Genomic DNA, 16,517 nt, shown 5'->3' with positions numbered 1-16,517 from the left:
CCTCGCGCTGCTAGATGAGCACCTGCCGGGTGCTGCGCAGGAAGTGATGGATTTCTTTCTCCACCGACTCATCCAGCATGTAGACCGGCCGCTGGCCGTTGGGGCAGCGCAGGCTGGGGGTCGTGCCGAACATGCGGCAGATCAAAGGGCGTTCTTCGTAGACCTCGCAGCCCTGCTTGCCGAGATACGGACAGCTCAGGTCCTCCAGTGCGGCGGCGTGCTCGGCATCGGTCTTGACCGGCAGCCGCGCCACTTCCTCGCTTGAGGCGGTGACCGGGCCACAACAATCCGTGCACCCCACGATGCAGCGGAAGGTCGGGATCTGGTCGCGCAGACGCTGGATCGCGTCGCGGGTGGCGTAAGGCATTGCGATGGGCCTTGGAGCGGCGTCGGCGGTGGGCCATTTTAACGCGTTGGCAAACGCGGCGTATCCGGGGGCTTCATCTGGGCATGCAGGCATGGTTCCCCCGCTCGCTGGGTATGATGTCGCGTTCGCCAAGCCGTGTGCCCAAGCAACCCCTCCATGCACGTCCCCACACCCTCCCTGATCATCTGGATAGTGACTGCCGTTGCCACCCTCGGTGTCATCTTCCGTCCGTGGCGGATCCCCGAGTATGTCTGGGCACTGGGCGCTGCCGTGCTGCTGGTGGCGACCGGGCTGGTGCCCGTGCCGACGGCCATCGCGGCAGTGGCGGAAGGCGGCGACGTCTACCTGTTCCTGATCGGCATGATGGTGCTGGCCGAGCTGGCGCGTCACGAAGGTCTGTTCGACTGGCTGGCCATGTATGCCGTCCAGCACGCCAAGGGATCCGGGCGGCGTCTGTTTGATCTGGTCTTCCTGGTCGGCACGCTGGTGACCATGTTCCTGTCCAACGACGCCACCGCCGTGGTGCTGACACCGGCGGTGTACGCGGCCTGCAAAGCGGCCCGCGCCAATCCACTGCCCTACCTGTTCGTCTGCGCGTTCATTGCCAACGCAGCCAGCTTCGTGCTGCCCATTTCCAATCCCGCCAACCTGGTGGTGTTCGGCAGCCACATGCCCTCGCTGCCAGAGTGGCTGCGGCAGTTCAGCCTGCCGTCGCTGGCCGCGATCGTGATGACGTATCTGGTGCTGCGCCTGGCTCAACGCCGTCAGATCGCACACCCGCTGGCGGAGCGGATCGAGCACCGCGCCCTGTCCGAGGGCGGTCGCCTGTGCGCCATCGGTGTCGGGCTCACCGGCATCGTGCTGCTGGCGACCTCGGCGATGAACGGCCCGCTCGGCGTGACGACCTTCTGCGCCGGTGCGCTCACGTTGGCGGCGGTTCGCCTGCGCCAGCGTCGCAGTGCCATGCCGATACTGCGGCACGTCGCCTGGGGGGTACTGCCCCTGGTGGCAGGCCTGTTCGTGCTGGTCGAGGCCGTTGCCCAGACCGGGGTGATCCGCACGGCAGCGCACGCATTGGAAGCGCTGGCACGGACCTCGCCTTCGGAAGCCAGCTGGGTGGCAGGGATCGCGGCAGCGGTGGCGAGCAATCTGGCCAACAACCTGCCCATCGGGCTGGTGGCCGGCTCGCTGGGGCAGATGGCGGACCTGCCGGTGCACACCCGCGCGGCGCTGCTCATCGGCGTGGATCTGGGGCCGAACCTCTCGGTGACCGGGTCGCTGGCCACAATGCTGTGGCTGGTCGCGCTGCGTCGGGAGGGCGAGAACGTCAGCGCCCTGCAGTTCTTCAAGCTGGGGGTACTGGTGATGCCGCCGGCGCTGATCGCGGCGTTGCTGCTGCTGTAGCGATGCCGTGGCGTCGTGGCACTGGTGTGACGCAGTGCCGTGTGATCACAGCGTGGCCTGCGCCTGCAGCGTGAACACCCAGCTGTCCGGGCGGCTCTCATACGCCCCAGGGCGGGCCACATATTGCACCGCAGGCCGCAGGACCAGCCACGGAGTGACCTGCACACCGTAGTTGAGCTCCACGAACTGCTCGTTGCTCTGCACGTCCTTGCCGGTGATGCGCTGGTACTGGGCAAGACGGTCGGAGATATCCAGCCGGGTCCATGCCAGGCTCAGCACATCATCCTCGCGCGAGGCCACCAGACCACGCCAGCTCAGGCCGGCTTCCCACGAGTAACGCATGAGGCCGGTCTTGGCATCCGCACGCGTGGCCACACCGAATACCGAGAGACCGCGCACGGTGTCGCCTTCGGGCTTCAGCACGCGCTGCGCCAGCTGAATGTACGAACCGCTGCGATGCGAGGCGCGCGGTGCGGCCGGATTGCCGATGTCGTCGGCGTTGGAGGTATCCAGGTAGTAGCCGGCCTTGTAGGTGCCACCGTAGTGCTCGCCAGTGTTGCCGTGGCTGTAGCCCACTTCCACGGGCAGGAACAGGCCGGTCTTGCCACGGTCGGACACGCGGAAACCACTACCCGCTTGCTTGCGCATCGGCACGACATCGTAAATGCCGGTCTGTGCGTACCAGCCCGAGGGATCGGCCCACTTCACCCGCAGGCCCCACTGGCCGGTCGGGTTGTCCAGCCAGCCGGAACTGTAGATCGGCCCCAGCGGATGCCCGCACTGGCCGTTGTTGTTGAAATTGCAGGTGTACGGCAAGCCGCCGAAGTCGTTGCCCATCGAGTAGAAGCCGCCCTTCAGGCTCAGCCGCTTGTCCAGGAGCCAGCGCTCGTAGGAGAGCTCGTTGAAGCGCAGGTTCTGCCCTTGGCCATAGAACGCCTGGTTCTGCACGTAGGAACCGGTCGAGCGGTCATTGACCGCATTGCCGAAGCGGTCGGAGAACACCACCCGCATCGTGCCGTCAAAGCCGAAGGCTTTGCCGGTATCGATCATGGCGCCGAAATCAACGTGCTCGGCGGTGGACCAGCCGGTACCCTTGTAGCCGTCGCTGTTGACGCCCGTGGCGATCACGATGCGGGCGCTCGGCGTCACGCCTCGGTCCTGCAGCCAGGTGCGGGCCGCCCAGTCGGCGCTGAGCGGTGTCTGGGCAATGGTGTCCACGGCCTTGGGTTTGGGGACCTGTGGTTCAGCCGCCCATGCCGGCAGGACGGCCGCGGATGCCAGCAGCCCGAGGCTTACAACGAGGGAAGTGCGCTTCATGCCGAGGCCCTCCGCTGCTTGCGCCTGGTCCACGCGCGTCGCACCAGCAGGATCACCACCACGACAGCCGCAAGCCCCAGAATGAGCAGCGGCAGCCACAGGCGCGCGATCTTGGCCAGCAGCGGTTTCTCACCGCCATCGCGGATCAGCGCGACCTGGGCTTCCGTGACCTGGTCACCGGGCCCGAAGGTGGTCCGCACGTAGCTCGCGACGGCGGCGATGTCGGCATCGCTCAGCGCCTGAACGTACGAACCTTCCGAAAAGTGCGGCATCACCACGTGCTTGCCGTCCACCTCGCGGTCGATGCCGCCGATGATGGTGGCCACCAGATTCTGCGGCCGGGTCATGCCGACGGTGCTGTTGTGCACCAGCGAGGGGTAATAGCCGTCTTTGCTGCCCTCCCCTTGGGGGCCATGGCAGCTTGCGCATAGCCCCGAATAAAGCACTCCACCGGAGGCCAGGGGCGCATCGGTGCCACGCACCGGCTGTTCGCCCGGCGCCGCGGTGGGGTCGCCCCAGGCAAAGGCCGCACGTGTGGCGTCCTTGTCGGCCACGGCCGGCACGGTGCGCAGGTAAGTCACGATGGCGCTGATGTCTTCATCGCGCAGCTTGGAGAGGCTGTTCGTCACCGCCTCGGCCATACCGCCACCGGCTTGCCCCTTGCCCTCAACCCGGCCGGTCTTCAGGTATTGGGCCAGTTCGTCATCGGTCCATCCGCCGATCCCGCTGATCGGGTGCGAGGTGATGTTGGGCGCATACCAATCGCCCAGCGAACCACCGGCGAAGGCTTTGCCGCCCACCTCCTGCATCATCAGCCCGCGTGGACTGTGGCAGCTGGAGCAGTGCGCCAACCCTTCCACCAGGTAGGCACCCCGATTCCATTGCGCACTCTGCGCCGGATCAGGGTTGAAGGGGGTCTTGTCCAGGAACAGCAGATTCCACACCGACATGGACGAGCGCACGCTGAAGGGGAATGGCAGTTCGGTGGTACGTGCTTCTTCATTCACCGGTGCGACCGCCTGCATGAAGTAGACGTACAGCGCGTGGATGTCCTCGTCGGTCAGCTTGGCGTAGGAGGTGTACGGCATCGCCGGATACAGATGGGCACCGTCCTTGCGTACGCCCTCACGGACCGCCTTGGCGAAATCGACCTCCGTGTAGTTGCCAATGCCGTGGGACTTGGACGGGGTGATGTTGCTCGCCCAGATCTCGCCCAGCGGCGAGGCGATGGCGTAGCCGCCGGCGTAGGGCTTGCCCTGCTTCGGGCTGGTGTGGCACGCCACGCAGTCCGCGGCCACGGACAGGTAGCGCCCACGTTCGACGGTGTCATCGGCGCGCGCGGTGTGACTGACGCCGGCCAACAGGCCCAATGCGATGAGCAGGACGGTCTTCATGCGGCACGCTCGATGGCATCGGCCGCGCGCAGGGCCAGCGCAGCCATGGTCAAGGTGCTGTTGACCACACTGGCCGAGACCATCGCGCTGCCGCCCGGCAGCCACAGGTTCGGGTGATCATGCGCGCGGCAATCGCCATCGACCACGGAATCGCGCGGATCGGCGCCCATGATGGTCGAGCCCATGATGTGGTTGTTGGCGTTGAGTGCCGTGGTGATCACGAATTCTTCGGCATTGAACAGCGTGCCGATGTGCCGCAGCTGCTCGCAGGATTTGTCGTAGCCCTTGCGCGCGTAGTCGCCCAGCGAGTAATGGATGTCCGGGCAGGCCAGGCCATGGCCATCGACGCGGGTCTTGGACAGCGTCAGGCGGTTGCTCGGGTCGGGCAGCGGCTCCAGGCTGATCGACAGGTCCACCCCGTAGATCGCGCGGCGTCGGATCTCCGCGTCCAGCGCCTCACCGGCCAGCCCCATCTTCAACGCCTGGTCGGTGGCGATCGCCACCCGGCTGATGTTGTTGAGGATGATCTTGGTCGCCGAATACTCCGACCGGAACGCGCCGTCACGTGGCCCGACCATGCAGCTGGACTGCGCCGGGCCACGCCCGAGCCAGATCGGGCGGTCCGCAATGAAGGAGCAGTGGAAGCCGGAGTGGTCCAGCATGTTGCGCCCGACCTGGTCGGACGAATTGGCGATGCCGGTCGGGTTCTGTTCGTTGGCGGCCAGCAGCAGCAGACGCGGCGTCTCCAACGCGTTGCAGGCGATCACGAAACTGCGCCCGGTAGCCTTGTGGCTCACCTTGTCGCTGTCATACCAGTGAATGGCGGTGACCCGGTTCTGCGCATCGGTGTCGATCTTGTACGCCACCGCTTCGGCCAGCACCTTGGCGCCCAGCGCTTCGGCGGCCTGCACGGTATGGACGCCGTTGTACATCGCCCCGATCGGGCAGATCGGCTGGCAGTTGTTGTTGCCACAGCACGCGGGGCGATCATTCCAGGGCTTGATCATGCGCCCCTGCGGAATCGGCACCAGGTTGTAGCCGTGTGGATTGACCACCTCGGCGAACACCGTGTCGCCGTTGCCCCACGGAATCATGTCGGCCAGGTACGGTTTGGAGCGCTCCGAGGGGCTCTGCTGCGCGGGATCGTTCGGCCCGGAGACGCCCATGGCCTCTTCAGCGCGGCAGTAGTACGGCTCGATGTCCTCGTAGCTGATCGGCCAATCACGGCCGACCCCGTAGGCGGACTGCATCTTGAAGTCGACCGGCAGGTGGCGCCAGCACGACGCGGCCCAGTGCCAGGTCGTGCCGCCGACCGCCTTGATGAAGCCCTGGTGGAAGCTGCTGGCATCGGGGCCGGTCAGGCCGACGTAATCGTTGGCGGGGAAATACAGAGGCGCCGTCGCGAATTTCGATTGCGGGAACGGCCCTTGGAAATCGCTGCCGATGCGCCGTTCGAAGCTGACGTTGCGCCAGTTCTCGACCACGTCGGAACGGTTCAGACGAGGGCCGGCCTCAAGGACCAGGACCGATTTGCCGGCGCGCACCAATTGGTGGGCGATCAATGCACCGACGACGCCCGAACCGACGATCACGACGTCGGCATCGGCGTCGCCATCACGGAAAACCGGAGCTTTCATGAGAGGGGTTCCAAATCGATAACAGGGGAGAAAGGACCGCGCAGGCTCAGGCGTGGGCGCGAATCGGGGGCGGCGGCGCAGCGGTCCACCAGGCGGGGCCGCCTTGGACGTAGGTAGGTGGTGAAAGACCGTCATCCACGCAGCGCTGCATCAGCGCATCGCGGTAGGACACGGTCACGGCGTGCACGCCCTTGCCCACGGTGCCGGTGTACCAGGCGGTGATGATGGCCAACGCGGCGGGTTTCGCGTCGCCAGCCGCCGCGATCAGCGCCTGCGCGCCGGTCACCTGCCCTGCCAGTGTGACCAGGGTGGGGAACTGCGCATGCAGTTCGGGCTGAAGATGGGCGAACGCCTGCTCGATCCGGTCGGCCGTGGCCGGGTCCAGATCGGTCTTGCCGGTCAGGGCATGAGAGAGTTCGAGGAAGGCAGTATCGGTCTTGGCCGCAGGCGCCGTTGCAGCCGGCGCTGCCACCGCAGGCGCTTTGTCACGGCAGGCCGCGAGCAGGGAAGCCGAACCGACCGCAAGCAGGAAGCCTCTTCGTGTGAGGCCGTGCGCCCGCCGATTCTCGTCCAATCCCTCGGGAATACTCATGATGTGAACTCTGCTCCGTAACACGCCGGCTCCCCGCCCGTAGACCACGGAACGGCTAAGCTTCGACGGCGACAAGGCTACTCCCCCTGTCTGTCATCACGGAGTGATAAGTGATGACTCACGCACTGCGCACGGCATCGGCGTTACAACGCGGGCTCGTCTCACTTCCGGAGAATCGCCATGCGAACCGTGTTGTTCAGTGCCCTCGCGGCGCTGGCGTTGGCCGGCTGCAACCCGCCCGCGCCCACCACTCAGGGCAAACACGCCGATGCGATCGAGCAGCCCACCCCGGCAGCAGGCAGTGAGCCGGCCCGCAACGTGCCCGGGGGCGGCAGTGGAACCGCAGCCTCCGAGGCGCAGGACTCCGGGCATGGCACCGAGACGGGTGCGGAGCCGAAACACACTTCGCCGCCGAAGCCGTAGCACGTCATGACGCCACTCGATAAACCACTGCGCCGGGAAGTCAAGATCGGCGACGAGACCTATACGCTGACCATCGATCCAGACGGGATGAAGCTGGTGTCCCAGGGCAAACGGAACGGCCTGCACACCGGGCTGCACGAATCCCCGGCCCGTCACGGGCACAGTGCGGCAACGACACAGGGCCGAAGAACCGCCTGATCAGCACCAAATCCCAGGATCAGGGACAATAGCGGCCCACCGTATGCCCCGGGCTGCTGGCGGATGCCCCCGTCAGGGGCCGTCGCGCGGCGCCCCATGCCCGTTTTCCTGCTGCTTTCCGGATCCGAATTGAATACCACCGCCCTGCCCCTTGCCGACGACGACCTGCCCCTGACCGACCGCCTGCGCACCGCGCTGGACCTGCTGGAGGCCATCGAAGCCGACCGCAGCGTGCTCGATGCGCTGCCCGAGGCTGATCGCGTCCGCCTGCACCAGGTGGTGGCCAAGGTGTATCACCCCGAGCCCAAGGCCCGCCGGGCCAAGCTGAAGCAGCAGGCCAAGGCGCGGCATCAGGAAAAGGTGGCCAAGTCCGAGGCGCTGCTGGCGCAGACCGGTATCCGCGCCCTGCGCCGCAAACCGGTGTTCAGCACCCCGAACTACTTCCCGCCGCACGCGGCCGGCCTGCATGACGCCTCCAACGGCGAGAATGCGGCGGCCACGCCGGAACCGGTGCATTCCCCGGAACTGCGCCACTGCTACGTGTGCAAGCAGAAGTTCACCCAGCTGCACCACTTCTATGACCAGATGTGCCCGGCCTGCGCCGAGCTGAACTTCGTCAAGCGCACCGAGACGGCGGACCTCACCGGCCGCGTCGCGCTGCTGACCGGCGGCCGGGTCAAGATCGGCTACCAGGCCGGCCTGAAGCTGCTGCGGGCCGGTGCCGAGCTGATCGTGACCACGCGCTTCCCGCGCGATTCGGCCGCGCGCTACGCCGAAGAGCCGGACTTCGGCGTGTGGGGCCACCGCCTCCAGGTGTACGGCCTGGACCTGCGCCATACCCCGAGCGTGGAGGCCTTCTGCAACGAGCTGCTGGCCACCCGGCCGCGCCTGGATTTCATCATCAACAACGCCTGCCAGACCGTGCGCCGCCCGCCGCAGTTCTATGCGCACATGATGGCCGGCGAAACCGCGCCGCTGCAGGACGTGCCGGACACGCTGCGCAAGCTGATCGGCGATTACGAGGGCCTGCGCAGTGCCGAACTGCTTGGCACCACGGCCTCGGCCGCGCTGCCGGTGGTCCAGGGGCGTGATTTCAATGCCGCCAACGGGCTGACCCGTGCCGCCGAGCTGTCGCAGGTACCGCTGCTGGAGGATGAGCTGGTCGCCCAGCAGCATCTGTTCCCGGATGGCCGGCTGGATCAGGACCTGCAGCAGGTGGATCTGCGCGGCCGCAACTCCTGGCGCATGCTGATGGCCGAAGTGCCCTCCGTGGAACTGCTGGAAACCCAGCTGGTCAACGCCATCGCGCCGTTCATCATCAATGCGCGCCTGAAGCCGTTGATGCTGCGCACGCCGGAGCGCGACAAGCACATCGTCAACGTCTCGGCGATGGAGGGGCAGTTCTACCGCAACTTCAAGACCACCCGCCACCCGCACACCAACATGGCCAAGGCCGCGTTGAACATGATGACGCGCACTTCGGCCGCCGATTACCAGAACGACGGCATCCACATGAACAGTGTCGACACCGGCTGGGTGACCGACGAGGATCCGGCGGACATCGCGGCCAAGAAGGTAAAGGAAGAACGCTTCCATCCGCCGCTGGATATCGTCGACGGCGCCGCGCGCATCGTCGATCCGATCATCCATGGGTTCAATACCGGCGAACACGTCTGGGGCCAGTTCCTGAAGGACTACGCGCCGACCGACTGGTAAGCGCTGGCCCTACGCGGTGGCGCGGACGTCAGAGTTTGAACACCTGCTGCAGCTTGCGCGCGAACCACCCGCTGAAGACCAGCGGCGCATCCAGCGCTGACACACAGATGCACGCCACACCGGGGGTGGTCACGGGCTGATGCTCGACGTCGCTGTCCAGATCGGCCACATCGCCGGGAGCGAAATGTCCCAGTGAATCGTCATAGGCGCCGCGGAGAATCTGGGTCAGCTCGCTGTTGCCATGGCTGTGCATGGGCAGGCATTTGCCGGGGGCGATCTTGAGCATGATCAACGACGGGTGCGCCGGTGCACGGATGCAGTGGACACCCGGCGCCATCCAGCGCCATTTCAGCGAGCGGTAGGACGTCCCGAAATGCGGGGCCAGCGCGGCCGGCAGTTGATCCGGATCGTGCGCCCGCGCGTGGCCCGGTTGCGCACCCTCCCGCGCCACCTGAGGAAGTGCCGGCGCATCAAGCCTGCCAAGCATCGCCTCGCGCAGTGCCGCCTGGCGATCCTCCGCGGAAGGCGGCGACAACTGCTGTTCCAGCAGCAGCCCGCCCACCCGTTCGGCCGAACGCAGCTGCTGCCGGCAGTGCGCGCAGGCTTCCAGGTGCGCGGCGGCGACCACGGACATTTCCGCGGCCAAGGTCCCGGTGGCAAAGCCCAGGACGGTGGTCGGATCCAGATGGTGGCGAGGATTCATCGCTGCTCTCCCATCAACGCCTGCAGCTGCAGGAAGGCCCGCCGGATGTGTGATTTGACCGTACCCAGCGGCATGTTCAGCTCGTTGGCGATCTCGGCATGGGTCTTTGCTTCGAAATAGGACATCCGGATCAACCGTGCCTGGGTGGCGGAGAGTTCATCCAGCCGTTGCTTGAGCCGGACATGCTCGGTGTGCAGCTCGGCCAGGGAGCCGCCACCGTCCTCCTCTTCCGCCGCCTGCTCGACCACCTCGTGGGCATGCACCCAGATGTGCTCGCGCCGCACGCGATCGATATGGAGGTTGCGGGCCACCCGGTACAGCCAGGTGCCCAGGCTGCTCCGCTCCGGATCGTAGAGGTCGGCCCGGTTCCACAGCTTGAGCAGGACTTCCTGGGCCAGGTCCTCGGCCACGCCGTGAGGTGCGCCCAGCCCGTTGAGATATCGGCACAGGCGCGGCATGAAGTGATCATAGATCCGCATGAAACACTCACGATCACGCGTGCTGGCGATCGCCGCCACGTCCGCAGCCCAGGCTTTCAGCTCCACCGGGTGTTGAGCAGGTGCGGCAGTCATCCGGGCAGCCTCGAAGGGCGTCATCCTTGCAGCAGGCAGGTCAGCGTCCATCGTAGGCCACCTACGGGCGATCGGCGAGTTGGGGTTCATGGCCGGTCTACGGGCGGCGGAGCCGTTTGGATGCAGCGGCTACCTGACCCGGCACCGCGGCCGGGCCAGAGGCGCCATTGTCGGTGCACCGGCTGCTGATATAGTCAGGCGAGCATGGCGGGCACGGTGCCCGCCCACCAATCGCAGGGAGTGGGTCATGGGTCTTCGTCAGGCAGTGGCAGGGGCAGTCGGTGGTGTTCTGGCCGACCAGTGGAAGGATTTCTACACCGTGCCGACGGGCCTGCCCTCCACGGCAGCGCTGTTCGCGGCGGTGCCGCGGGGCACCAATGCCGGCCGGGGCTCCAACACCAGCGCCTCCTCCAACATCATCACCAACGGCTCAAAGATCGTCGTGCCCGAAGGGTACGGCCTGCTGCTGTTCCAGGACGGCGCGATCACCGGCTTCGTCGCCGAACCGGGTGGCTATGAATGGCGCTCGGATGATCTGAACTCGCAGTCGATCTTCGCCGGCGACGGTTTCGTCAGCCCGCTGATCAAGCAGAGCTGGGAGCGCTTCAAGTTCGGTGGCCAGCCGGGGTCGCAGCAGGCGGCGTTCTTCGTCTCACTGAAGGAACTGCCCGACAACCGCTTCGGTACGCAGTCCGAAATCTACTGGGACGATGGCTTCCTCGGCACGCAGGTCGGCGCGGTCACGCGCGGCTCGTACACGCTGAAGATCGTCGATCCGATCCTGTTCGTGAAGAATTTCGTGCCGGCCAGCTACCTCCAGCCCGGCCAGGTGTTCGACTTCACCGATCTGGACAACGCCGCCGCCAGCCAGCTGTTCAATGAAGTGGTGGGCTCGCTCGCGCCGGCCTTCAGCCTGTATACGAACGATCCGGCCAAGGGTAACCGCATCACCAAGCTGCAGCAGGATTCGCTCGGCTTTGCGCAGAGCCTGTCCGCTGCCGTCGAGCAGGGTTACCAGTGGAAGTCCGACCGTGGCCTGGCCATCGTCAAGACCGCCATTGTCTCGATCGAGTACGACGCCAACACCCGCGAGCTGCTCAAGACCGTGCAGCGCGCCGATGCGCTGGCCGGTTCGCGTGGCAATTCCAACCTGCAGGCCAGTGTTGCCCAGGGCATCCAGTCGGCCGGCGAGAACGGCGGTGCTGCCGGCCTGGTCGGCGTGGGCATGGCCTCGGGCATGCTCGGGGTCGGCGGCATGCAGCAGCCGGTTGCTCCGGCGGCGGATGATCCGGTCGCCAAGCTGAAGAAGGCCAAGGAGATGCTCGACCTCGGCCTGATTACCCAGGACGACTACGACAAGCTCAAGGCCAAGGCGCTGGGGCTGTAAGACACCGAGCGCATCGACACCATGTCCGACCCCAAGATTCCACCACCGATCCCGGCGGTTCCGCCACCGTTGCCGCCCTCTCCGGCGGCGCCGGTCACCGGCCCGGGCTCGCCCCGGGATGTGCCGCCGTTGCCGGGCAGTTTCCCGGTGGATCCGGCCACCCTGCCCCAGGCCATCCGCGATGAGGTGCAGGCCCCCGATCCGGTCGCGCTGGACACCGCCGCGGCCGAACTCAAGGACGGCCTCAACCGCTGCCCGAAGTGTGGCTCCAGCGATATCCGGCTCAAGCTGGGCACCGATGTGCTGGCCTGCCAGTTCTGCCGGCACGAATGGCACGGCGAGCGCGTTGAGGAGGCCTTCGGCTTTGGTGAAGGCATCGGCGAGCTGCGTGGCACGGTCATCGCGTCCGGTGCACGCGACATCGAGGCCGATACCGCCAGCCTGATGAGCTTCAAGTGCACCGGTTGCGGTGCCGAAGTCACCATCAACACCGAAAGCACCATGACCGCCCGCTGCCACTGGTGCCGCCATGTGTTCGGGGTCAACGAGCAGATCTCCAACGGCGCGGTGCCCGATGCGGTACTGCCGTTCCATATCAGCAAGGACGATGCGGTCGCGCGGATCCGCCAGTTCGTGGACAAGCGCCGCCTGTTCGCACTCAAGGCATTCAAGGATCAGTTCACGCCCGAGAACGTCTCCGGCGTCTACCTGCCCTACATGGTGGTAGACAGCAATGTCAGCGCCAGCGTATCCGGCAAGGGCGAGATCCAGACCCGGCAGTACACGCGCGGCACCGAGAAGAACAAGAAAACGTATTACGACGCCGACGTTTACCAGGTGGACCGCCAGGTCGATTTCACCGTGGACGATCTCACCATGGAATCCTCGGCCGAGCGTGGCAACCTCGATACGCAGACCAACACCAACAACATCATCAACGCGATCCTGCCGTTCGATACCAAGAACGCCCTGAAGTGGAACGCTTCTTATCTGGCCGGCTTCACCTCGGAAAAACGCAACCTCGACGTGGAAAAGCTGCGCCCACGGCTGGAAGATCAGCTGCTGTCGATCGCCCGTGCCCAGGTGGAGGGCTCGGTACGTCGCTACGATCGTGGCGTGCGCTGGGAACGCGAGCGCGTGGATGTGCACGGCACACGCTGGGTATCGATGTACCTGCCGGTGTGGCTGTACTCCTACCACCAGCCGGGCCGCAATGGCGGCATGCTGCACTACATCGCGGTGAACGGCCGCACCGGTGAAACCATGGGCAGCGTGCCCGTGCAGCAGTGGAAGCTGCTGCTGGCCGCGCTCACCACCGGGACCATCATTGAAGCCCTCGTTCTCTTCTTCCTGGTAGCTGCCTCATGAGTGATGACAGTGGACTCTGGCTGCTTGCCGCCGGCCCGGCCGGTGCAACGGCGTTGTACTGGGCCTTGTACCGGTACTACCGCAATACCGACAAATCGCATGCGTTCGAGCGTGATACCGCGATCGAGGCCAAGCCGGTGACCGGCGCGGACCGCAAGGTCGATACGGTGATCGGCACGCAGGAGCGACGCATCCGTGGTGACAACGTGGCGGCGTATCGAACGCGGGTGCAGCGCGACAGGGACAGCCCTCCACCTTTGTGACGCGTCACGGGCGCGTCTGGACGAACCCGGGCGGTATCATGTGGCGTCAGTTTTCCGCAGGACGCCACCATGCGCACGCTTTATCCAGCGATCACGCCCTTCCTCACCCATCAGGTGGCGGTCGATGACCTGCACACCTTGTTCGTCGAGGAGTGCGGCAATCCTGACGGCATTCCGGTGGTGTTCCTGCATGGTGGGCCGGGCGCAGGCGTATCGCCGACCCACCGGCGCTTCTTCGATCCGTCACGTTATCGCATCGTCCTGATCGACCAGCGCGGCAGCGGCCGCTCCACGCCGTTCGGTGAGCTGCGTGACAACACGACGCAGCACCTGGTCGCCGACGTGGAGATCGTCCGCACCCGGCTCGGCATCGAGCGCTGGCTGGTGTTCGGCGGTTCCTGGGGCTCCACGCTGGCACTCGCCTACGCCCAGGCGCATCCGGAACGTGCAACCGGCCTCATCCTTCGCGGGGTCTATCTCGGCCGTGCCGAAGAGAACCGCTGGTTCGCCGAAGCCGATGGCGGTGCACGCTGGGTGTTCCCGGAGCGCTGGGCGCGTTACGAGGCGCATATCCCTGAAGACGAGCGCGGCGACATGATCGCCGCGTACTGGCGCCGCCTGGATAGCCCGGACCAGGCGACCCGCATCGCCGCCGCGCAGGCCTGGCTGGGATGGGAAGATCACGCTGCCACGCTGGAACACGACGTCGATGCGGTGTCCGGTGACGATCCGCTGCACATCCTGGCCAAGGCGCGCATCGAAGCGCACTACTTCCGCAACCATGCCTTCCTCGATCATGCGCAGCTGCTGCGCGATATCGGCCGCATCCGGCATTTGCCCGGCGTGATCGTGCAGGGTCGCTACGACATCATCTGTCCGGCGCGCAGTGCTTGGGACCTGGCCTGTGCCTGGCCCGAGGCCTCGCTGCAGATGGTGGTGTCCGGTCACAGCGCAACGGAACCGGCGACCGCCGATGCCTTGGTGCGCGCAACGGATGCGTTCGCAGAGCGCCAGTAAGGAGTCATCGTGGATTCGATCTACCTGATGGTGGCGCTGGGCGCCATCGTGGCGGGCTTCGTGCAGGGGCTGTCGGGCTTCGCCTTCGGGCTGGTGGCCTTGTCCTTCTGGGCCTGGGTGCTGGATCCCAAGCTCGCGGCCACCCTCTCGGTGTTCGGCGCCCTGACCGGTCAGGTGCTGGCGGCCTTCACCGTGCGCCGCGGCTTCAATCTGAAGACCCTGCTGCCCTTTGTTCTGGGTGGGCTGGCCGGTATTCCGTTGGGCGTCTACCTGCTGCCCATGCTCGACATGAACTGGCTCAAGGCCATCCTGGGGACGCTGCTGGTGCTGTGGTGCCCAGCCATGCTGCTGTCCCGCCAACTGCCGCGGGTCACGGCGGGCGGGCGCGCGGCCGATGGTGTGGTGGGATTTGCCGGCGGCATCATGGGCGGACTGGGCGGCTTCACCGGCACCCTGCCGACGCTGTGGTGCACGCTGCGCGGTTACGAACGCGACGTGCAGCGCTCCGTGGTCCAGAACTTCAACCTGTCGATGCTGCTGGTGACCATGGGCACCTATGTCGGCACCGGCATCGTCACCCGCGAGATGCTGCCGATGTTCGCCATCGTCGCGCCCGCCATGTTGATCCCGACCCTGCTCGGCACCCGCCTCTACATCGGCATCAGCGACCTGCGGTTCCGGCAGATCGTGCTCAGCCTGCTTACCGTGTCCGGGATCGCGTTGCTGGCCTCGTCGTTGCCGGCGCTGCTGGGCTGGCGCTGAGGCGAGCCTGCGACAGCGGCAGGCGATTGCCGACGAAGTTGACCACGTTCTCCATCGCATCGGGATCGACATTGCTCAGCCCGATCACCACGTAGCCGTTGCTCGGCAGCACGATGAGCGCGGCATTCGCACCGGGCGCCCCACCCTCGTGGCCATACTGGCGTCGCTCGCCCTCGCCGCTGACCATGAAGCCGTAGCCGTACCACCCCTTGGTGTTCTGCGGCGAGGTGGCCGCGTCCAAGCCCGCGGCCGGGATCAGCCGGCCACTGCGCAACGCCTCGGTGAACCGGAGCAGATCCTGGGCGGTGCTGTAACCGCCGCCCGCCGATGTACCGCGCAACGGCAGGGTGTTGGTCTCGCGCACCCATTGGCCGTCGCTCAGTGTGTAGGGAACCGCGCGGCCTGGCACCAGGGTCGCCTCGGGCGCCGCCCCCGTGGAGGTCATGCCCGCCGGCGCAAAGATGTGCTGTTCCACGTAGGCGTCGTACGACTGACCCGACGCCGCCTCGATGATCGAGCCGAGCAGGATGTAACCATAGTTGGAATACTGGTCCTGGGTGCCGGGTTTGAAGGCCGGTGCCGCAGCGCCATACACGGGCCAATAGTCGGCCAGCGTTTTGAGCGATGCCTTCCGGCTTTCAAACGCCTCGTCGAAAATTTCCCCCAGGCCGCTGGTGTGGTTGAGCAGCTGGCGGATCGTGATGGATGTTGCGACCGCCTGATTGGGATAGTCCCTCAGGTGGCGGGCGATCGTATCGTCCAGTGTCAGCTTGCCTGCCTCGGCCAACTGCAGGATCGCCACCGCGGTGAACATCTTGTTCAACGAGGCGAGCCTGAACGTCATGGTGCTATCGACCGGAATACGTTGGTCACGGTCAGCCAGCCCACCCTGCCACGTCATCAGCACCTTGCCGTCCTGCGCCAGCAGGAAGGTGCCTGAGAGCTTGTCCTGTGCTGCCAGCGCATCCATACGGGCACGGCTCTGCGCGATGAGCACGGGCATCTCAAGCCGCGCGGGCTTGAACGCGTCGGGTATCTCCACGCCTTCCAGCTGCAAGGTCTTGAGCCGCGGTCTGTTGGCCGGATCGATGGCCACGGTGATCAGCACCCCGCGATCACTGGATGTTCCGCGCACGATGGCCGCGACGGTATCGGGTGTCTGCACGGTTCTGGTCAGCACCTCGAACGAGCCGAAGGTCTCGCGGATATCCAGATACCGCTGCGCGGTGTGGTCGATCCCGTAGGTCGACAGCACGGCCTGCAGCGCCTCGCCATTGCTGTCGTTGTAGGCGGCCAGCCAGCGGGTGAAGATCTGCTCGGCGTGCACCGGTTCGGCAGGTGCTTTCGCCCAGGTGGTGGCACTGAAAAGCAGCAGCGCCATCACCAGTGTTCTGATC

17 protein-coding genes are annotated in these 16,517 nt (G+C 66.1%); 9 read left to right on the top strand and 8 right to left on the bottom strand.

Going from position 1 to position 16,517, the window contains the following annotated elements; genetic code table 11:
• Positions 1 to 10: 10 nt before the first annotated feature.
• Positions 11 to 367 (bottom strand): YkgJ family cysteine cluster protein, encoded by a 357-nt coding sequence (locus ACE026_RS02010; protein ID WP_486037502.1) that lies wholly within the window; start codon positions 365 to 367, stop codon positions 11 to 13.
• A gap of 156 nt (positions 368 to 523) precedes the next feature.
• On the opposite strand from ACE026_RS02010, the gene ACE026_RS02005 reads away from it, so the two are divergent.
• The gene (locus tag ACE026_RS02005; protein WP_486037500.1) at positions 524 to 1,771 is read left to right on the top strand and encodes an arsenic transporter; all 1,248 of its coding nucleotides are present in this window, start codon (positions 524 to 526) and stop codon (positions 1,769 to 1,771) included.
• Between the two features lie 45 nt (positions 1,772 to 1,816).
• Here the strand turns inward: ACE026_RS02005 and ACE026_RS02000 are convergent, their stop codons facing one another.
• From ACE026_RS02000 to ACE026_RS01985, 4 genes are read right to left on the bottom strand one after another with little or no spacing between them, the layout of a single operon-like run.
• Positions 1,817 to 3,088: a carbohydrate porin gene (locus ACE026_RS02000; protein ID WP_486037499.1), complete on the bottom strand. Its 1,272-nt coding sequence runs from the start codon at positions 3,086 to 3,088 to the stop codon at positions 1,817 to 1,819.
• Positions 3,085 to 4,482: a c-type cytochrome gene (locus ACE026_RS01995; RefSeq protein WP_486037497.1), complete on the bottom strand. Its 1,398-nt coding sequence runs from the start codon at positions 4,480 to 4,482 to the stop codon at positions 3,085 to 3,087. The genes ACE026_RS02000 and ACE026_RS01995 overlap by 4 nt, the downstream gene beginning before the upstream one ends.
• Positions 4,479 to 6,119, bottom strand: coding sequence for a GMC family oxidoreductase (locus ACE026_RS01990; protein ID WP_486037495.1), 1,641 nt, complete (start codon positions 6,117 to 6,119; stop codon positions 4,479 to 4,481). The genes ACE026_RS01995 and ACE026_RS01990 overlap by 4 nt, the downstream gene beginning before the upstream one ends.
• A 46-nt stretch (positions 6,120 to 6,165) precedes the next feature.
• Positions 6,166 to 6,786: a sugar dehydrogenase complex small subunit gene (locus ACE026_RS01985; protein WP_486037493.1), complete on the bottom strand. Its 621-nt coding sequence runs from the start codon at positions 6,784 to 6,786 to the stop codon at positions 6,166 to 6,168.
• Positions 6,787 to 6,891: 105 nt separating this feature from the next.
• Between ACE026_RS01985 and ACE026_RS01980 the strand changes: the two genes are divergently transcribed.
• The 3 genes from ACE026_RS01980 to ACE026_RS01970 all read left to right on the top strand — a co-directional run bounded on the left by ACE026_RS01980 (position 6,892) and on the right by ACE026_RS01970 (position 9,048).
• Positions 6,892 to 7,134 (top strand): hypothetical protein, encoded by a 243-nt coding sequence (locus ACE026_RS01980; RefSeq protein WP_486037492.1) that lies wholly within the window; start codon positions 6,892 to 6,894, stop codon positions 7,132 to 7,134.
• Positions 7,135 to 7,140: 6 nt separating this feature from the next.
• The gene (locus ACE026_RS01975) at positions 7,141 to 7,332 is read left to right on the top strand and encodes a hypothetical protein (protein WP_486037490.1); all 192 of its coding nucleotides are present in this window, start codon (positions 7,141 to 7,143) and stop codon (positions 7,330 to 7,332) included.
• Between the two features lie 129 nt (positions 7,333 to 7,461).
• Positions 7,462 to 9,048 carry an SDR family NAD(P)-dependent oxidoreductase gene (locus tag ACE026_RS01970; RefSeq protein WP_486037488.1) on the top strand — a complete coding sequence of 529 codons (1,587 nt, stop codon included), beginning with the start codon at positions 7,462 to 7,464 and terminating at the stop codon, positions 9,046 to 9,048.
• 28 nt (positions 9,049 to 9,076) lie between these two features.
• On the opposite strand, the gene ACE026_RS01965 is transcribed toward ACE026_RS01970, so the two are convergent.
• On the bottom strand, positions 9,077 to 9,751 hold the full coding sequence (locus tag ACE026_RS01965) for a ChrR family anti-sigma-E factor (protein ID WP_486037486.1): 675 nt from the start codon (positions 9,749 to 9,751) through the stop codon (positions 9,077 to 9,079).
• Positions 9,748 to 10,374 carry a sigma-70 family RNA polymerase sigma factor gene (locus ACE026_RS01960; protein ID WP_486037484.1) on the bottom strand — a complete coding sequence of 209 codons (627 nt, stop codon included), beginning with the start codon at positions 10,372 to 10,374 and terminating at the stop codon, positions 9,748 to 9,750. Before ACE026_RS01960 ends, ACE026_RS01965 begins: the two co-directional genes overlap by 4 nt.
• A 196-nt stretch (positions 10,375 to 10,570) precedes the next feature.
• Between ACE026_RS01960 and ACE026_RS01955 the strand changes: the two genes are divergently transcribed.
• The 5 genes from ACE026_RS01955 to ACE026_RS01935 all read left to right on the top strand — a co-directional run bounded on the left by ACE026_RS01955 (position 10,571) and on the right by ACE026_RS01935 (position 15,120).
• Complete coding sequence (locus ACE026_RS01955; protein ID WP_486037482.1) at positions 10,571 to 11,710, top strand: SPFH domain-containing protein; 1,140 nt, start codon at positions 10,571 to 10,573, stop codon at positions 11,708 to 11,710.
• Between the two features lie 21 nt (positions 11,711 to 11,731).
• Positions 11,732 to 13,078: a TFIIB-type zinc ribbon-containing protein gene (locus ACE026_RS01950; protein WP_486037480.1), complete on the top strand. Its 1,347-nt coding sequence runs from the start codon at positions 11,732 to 11,734 to the stop codon at positions 13,076 to 13,078.
• Positions 13,075 to 13,341 carry a hypothetical protein gene (locus ACE026_RS01945; protein WP_282260025.1) on the top strand — a complete coding sequence of 89 codons (267 nt, stop codon included), beginning with the start codon at positions 13,075 to 13,077 and terminating at the stop codon, positions 13,339 to 13,341. The genes ACE026_RS01950 and ACE026_RS01945 overlap by 4 nt, the downstream gene beginning before the upstream one ends.
• Positions 13,342 to 13,410: 69 nt before the next feature.
• Positions 13,411 to 14,358: a prolyl aminopeptidase gene (pip, locus tag ACE026_RS01940; protein ID WP_486037478.1), complete on the top strand. Its 948-nt coding sequence runs from the start codon at positions 13,411 to 13,413 to the stop codon at positions 14,356 to 14,358.
• A gap of 9 nt (positions 14,359 to 14,367) precedes the next feature.
• Positions 14,368 to 15,120 (top strand): sulfite exporter TauE/SafE family protein, encoded by a 753-nt coding sequence (locus ACE026_RS01935; protein WP_486037476.1) that lies wholly within the window; start codon positions 14,368 to 14,370, stop codon positions 15,118 to 15,120.
• Here ACE026_RS01935 and ACE026_RS01930 read toward each other — a convergent pair.
• Positions 15,059 to 16,501: a serine hydrolase domain-containing protein gene (locus tag ACE026_RS01930; RefSeq protein WP_486037683.1), complete on the bottom strand. Its 1,443-nt coding sequence runs from the start codon at positions 16,499 to 16,501 to the stop codon at positions 15,059 to 15,061. The two genes, ACE026_RS01935 and ACE026_RS01930, sit on opposite strands and share 62 nt — an antisense overlap.
• Between the last annotated feature and the right edge of the window lie 16 nt (positions 16,502 to 16,517).

Source organism: Stenotrophomonas sp. AGC87 (assembly GCF_057333975.1).
The sequence above is the reverse complement of the archived record's forward strand: the minus strand, read 5'-3'. Positions and strand labels throughout refer to the sequence as shown.

Bases quoted from the DNA above. Each gene is read 5' to 3' on its own strand.
- ACE026_RS02010 (WP_486037502.1), bottom strand. From the start codon at position 367: ATGCCTTACGCCACCCGCGACGCGATCCAGCGTCTGCGCGACCAGATC.
- ACE026_RS02005 (WP_486037500.1), top strand. From the start codon at position 524: ATGCACGTCCCCACACCCTCCCTGATCATCTGGATAGTGACTGCCGTT.
- ACE026_RS02000 (WP_486037499.1), bottom strand. From the start codon at position 3,088: ATGAAGCGCACTTCCCTCGTTGTAAGCCTCGGGCTGCTGGCATCCGCG.
- ACE026_RS01995 (WP_486037497.1), bottom strand. From the start codon at position 4,482: ATGAAGACCGTCCTGCTCATCGCATTGGGCCTGTTGGCCGGCGTCAGT.
- ACE026_RS01990 (WP_486037495.1), bottom strand. From the start codon at position 6,119: ATGAAAGCTCCGGTTTTCCGTGATGGCGACGCCGATGCCGACGTCGTG.
- ACE026_RS01980 (WP_486037492.1), top strand. From the start codon at position 6,892: ATGCGAACCGTGTTGTTCAGTGCCCTCGCGGCGCTGGCGTTGGCCGGC.
- ACE026_RS01975 (WP_486037490.1), top strand. From the start codon at position 7,141: ATGACGCCACTCGATAAACCACTGCGCCGGGAAGTCAAGATCGGCGAC.
- ACE026_RS01965 (WP_486037486.1), bottom strand. From the start codon at position 9,751: ATGAATCCTCGCCACCATCTGGATCCGACCACCGTCCTGGGCTTTGCC.
- ACE026_RS01960 (WP_486037484.1), bottom strand. From the start codon at position 10,374: ATGGACGCTGACCTGCCTGCTGCAAGGATGACGCCCTTCGAGGCTGCC.
- ACE026_RS01955 (WP_486037482.1), top strand. From the start codon at position 10,571: ATGGGTCTTCGTCAGGCAGTGGCAGGGGCAGTCGGTGGTGTTCTGGCC.
- ACE026_RS01950 (WP_486037480.1), top strand. From the start codon at position 11,732: ATGTCCGACCCCAAGATTCCACCACCGATCCCGGCGGTTCCGCCACCG.
- ACE026_RS01945 (WP_282260025.1), top strand. From the start codon at position 13,075: ATGAGTGATGACAGTGGACTCTGGCTGCTTGCCGCCGGCCCGGCCGGT.
- pip (WP_486037478.1), top strand. From the start codon at position 13,411: ATGCGCACGCTTTATCCAGCGATCACGCCCTTCCTCACCCATCAGGTG.
- ACE026_RS01930 (WP_486037683.1), bottom strand. From the start codon at position 16,501: ATGGCGCTGCTGCTTTTCAGTGCCACCACCTGGGCGAAAGCACCTGCC.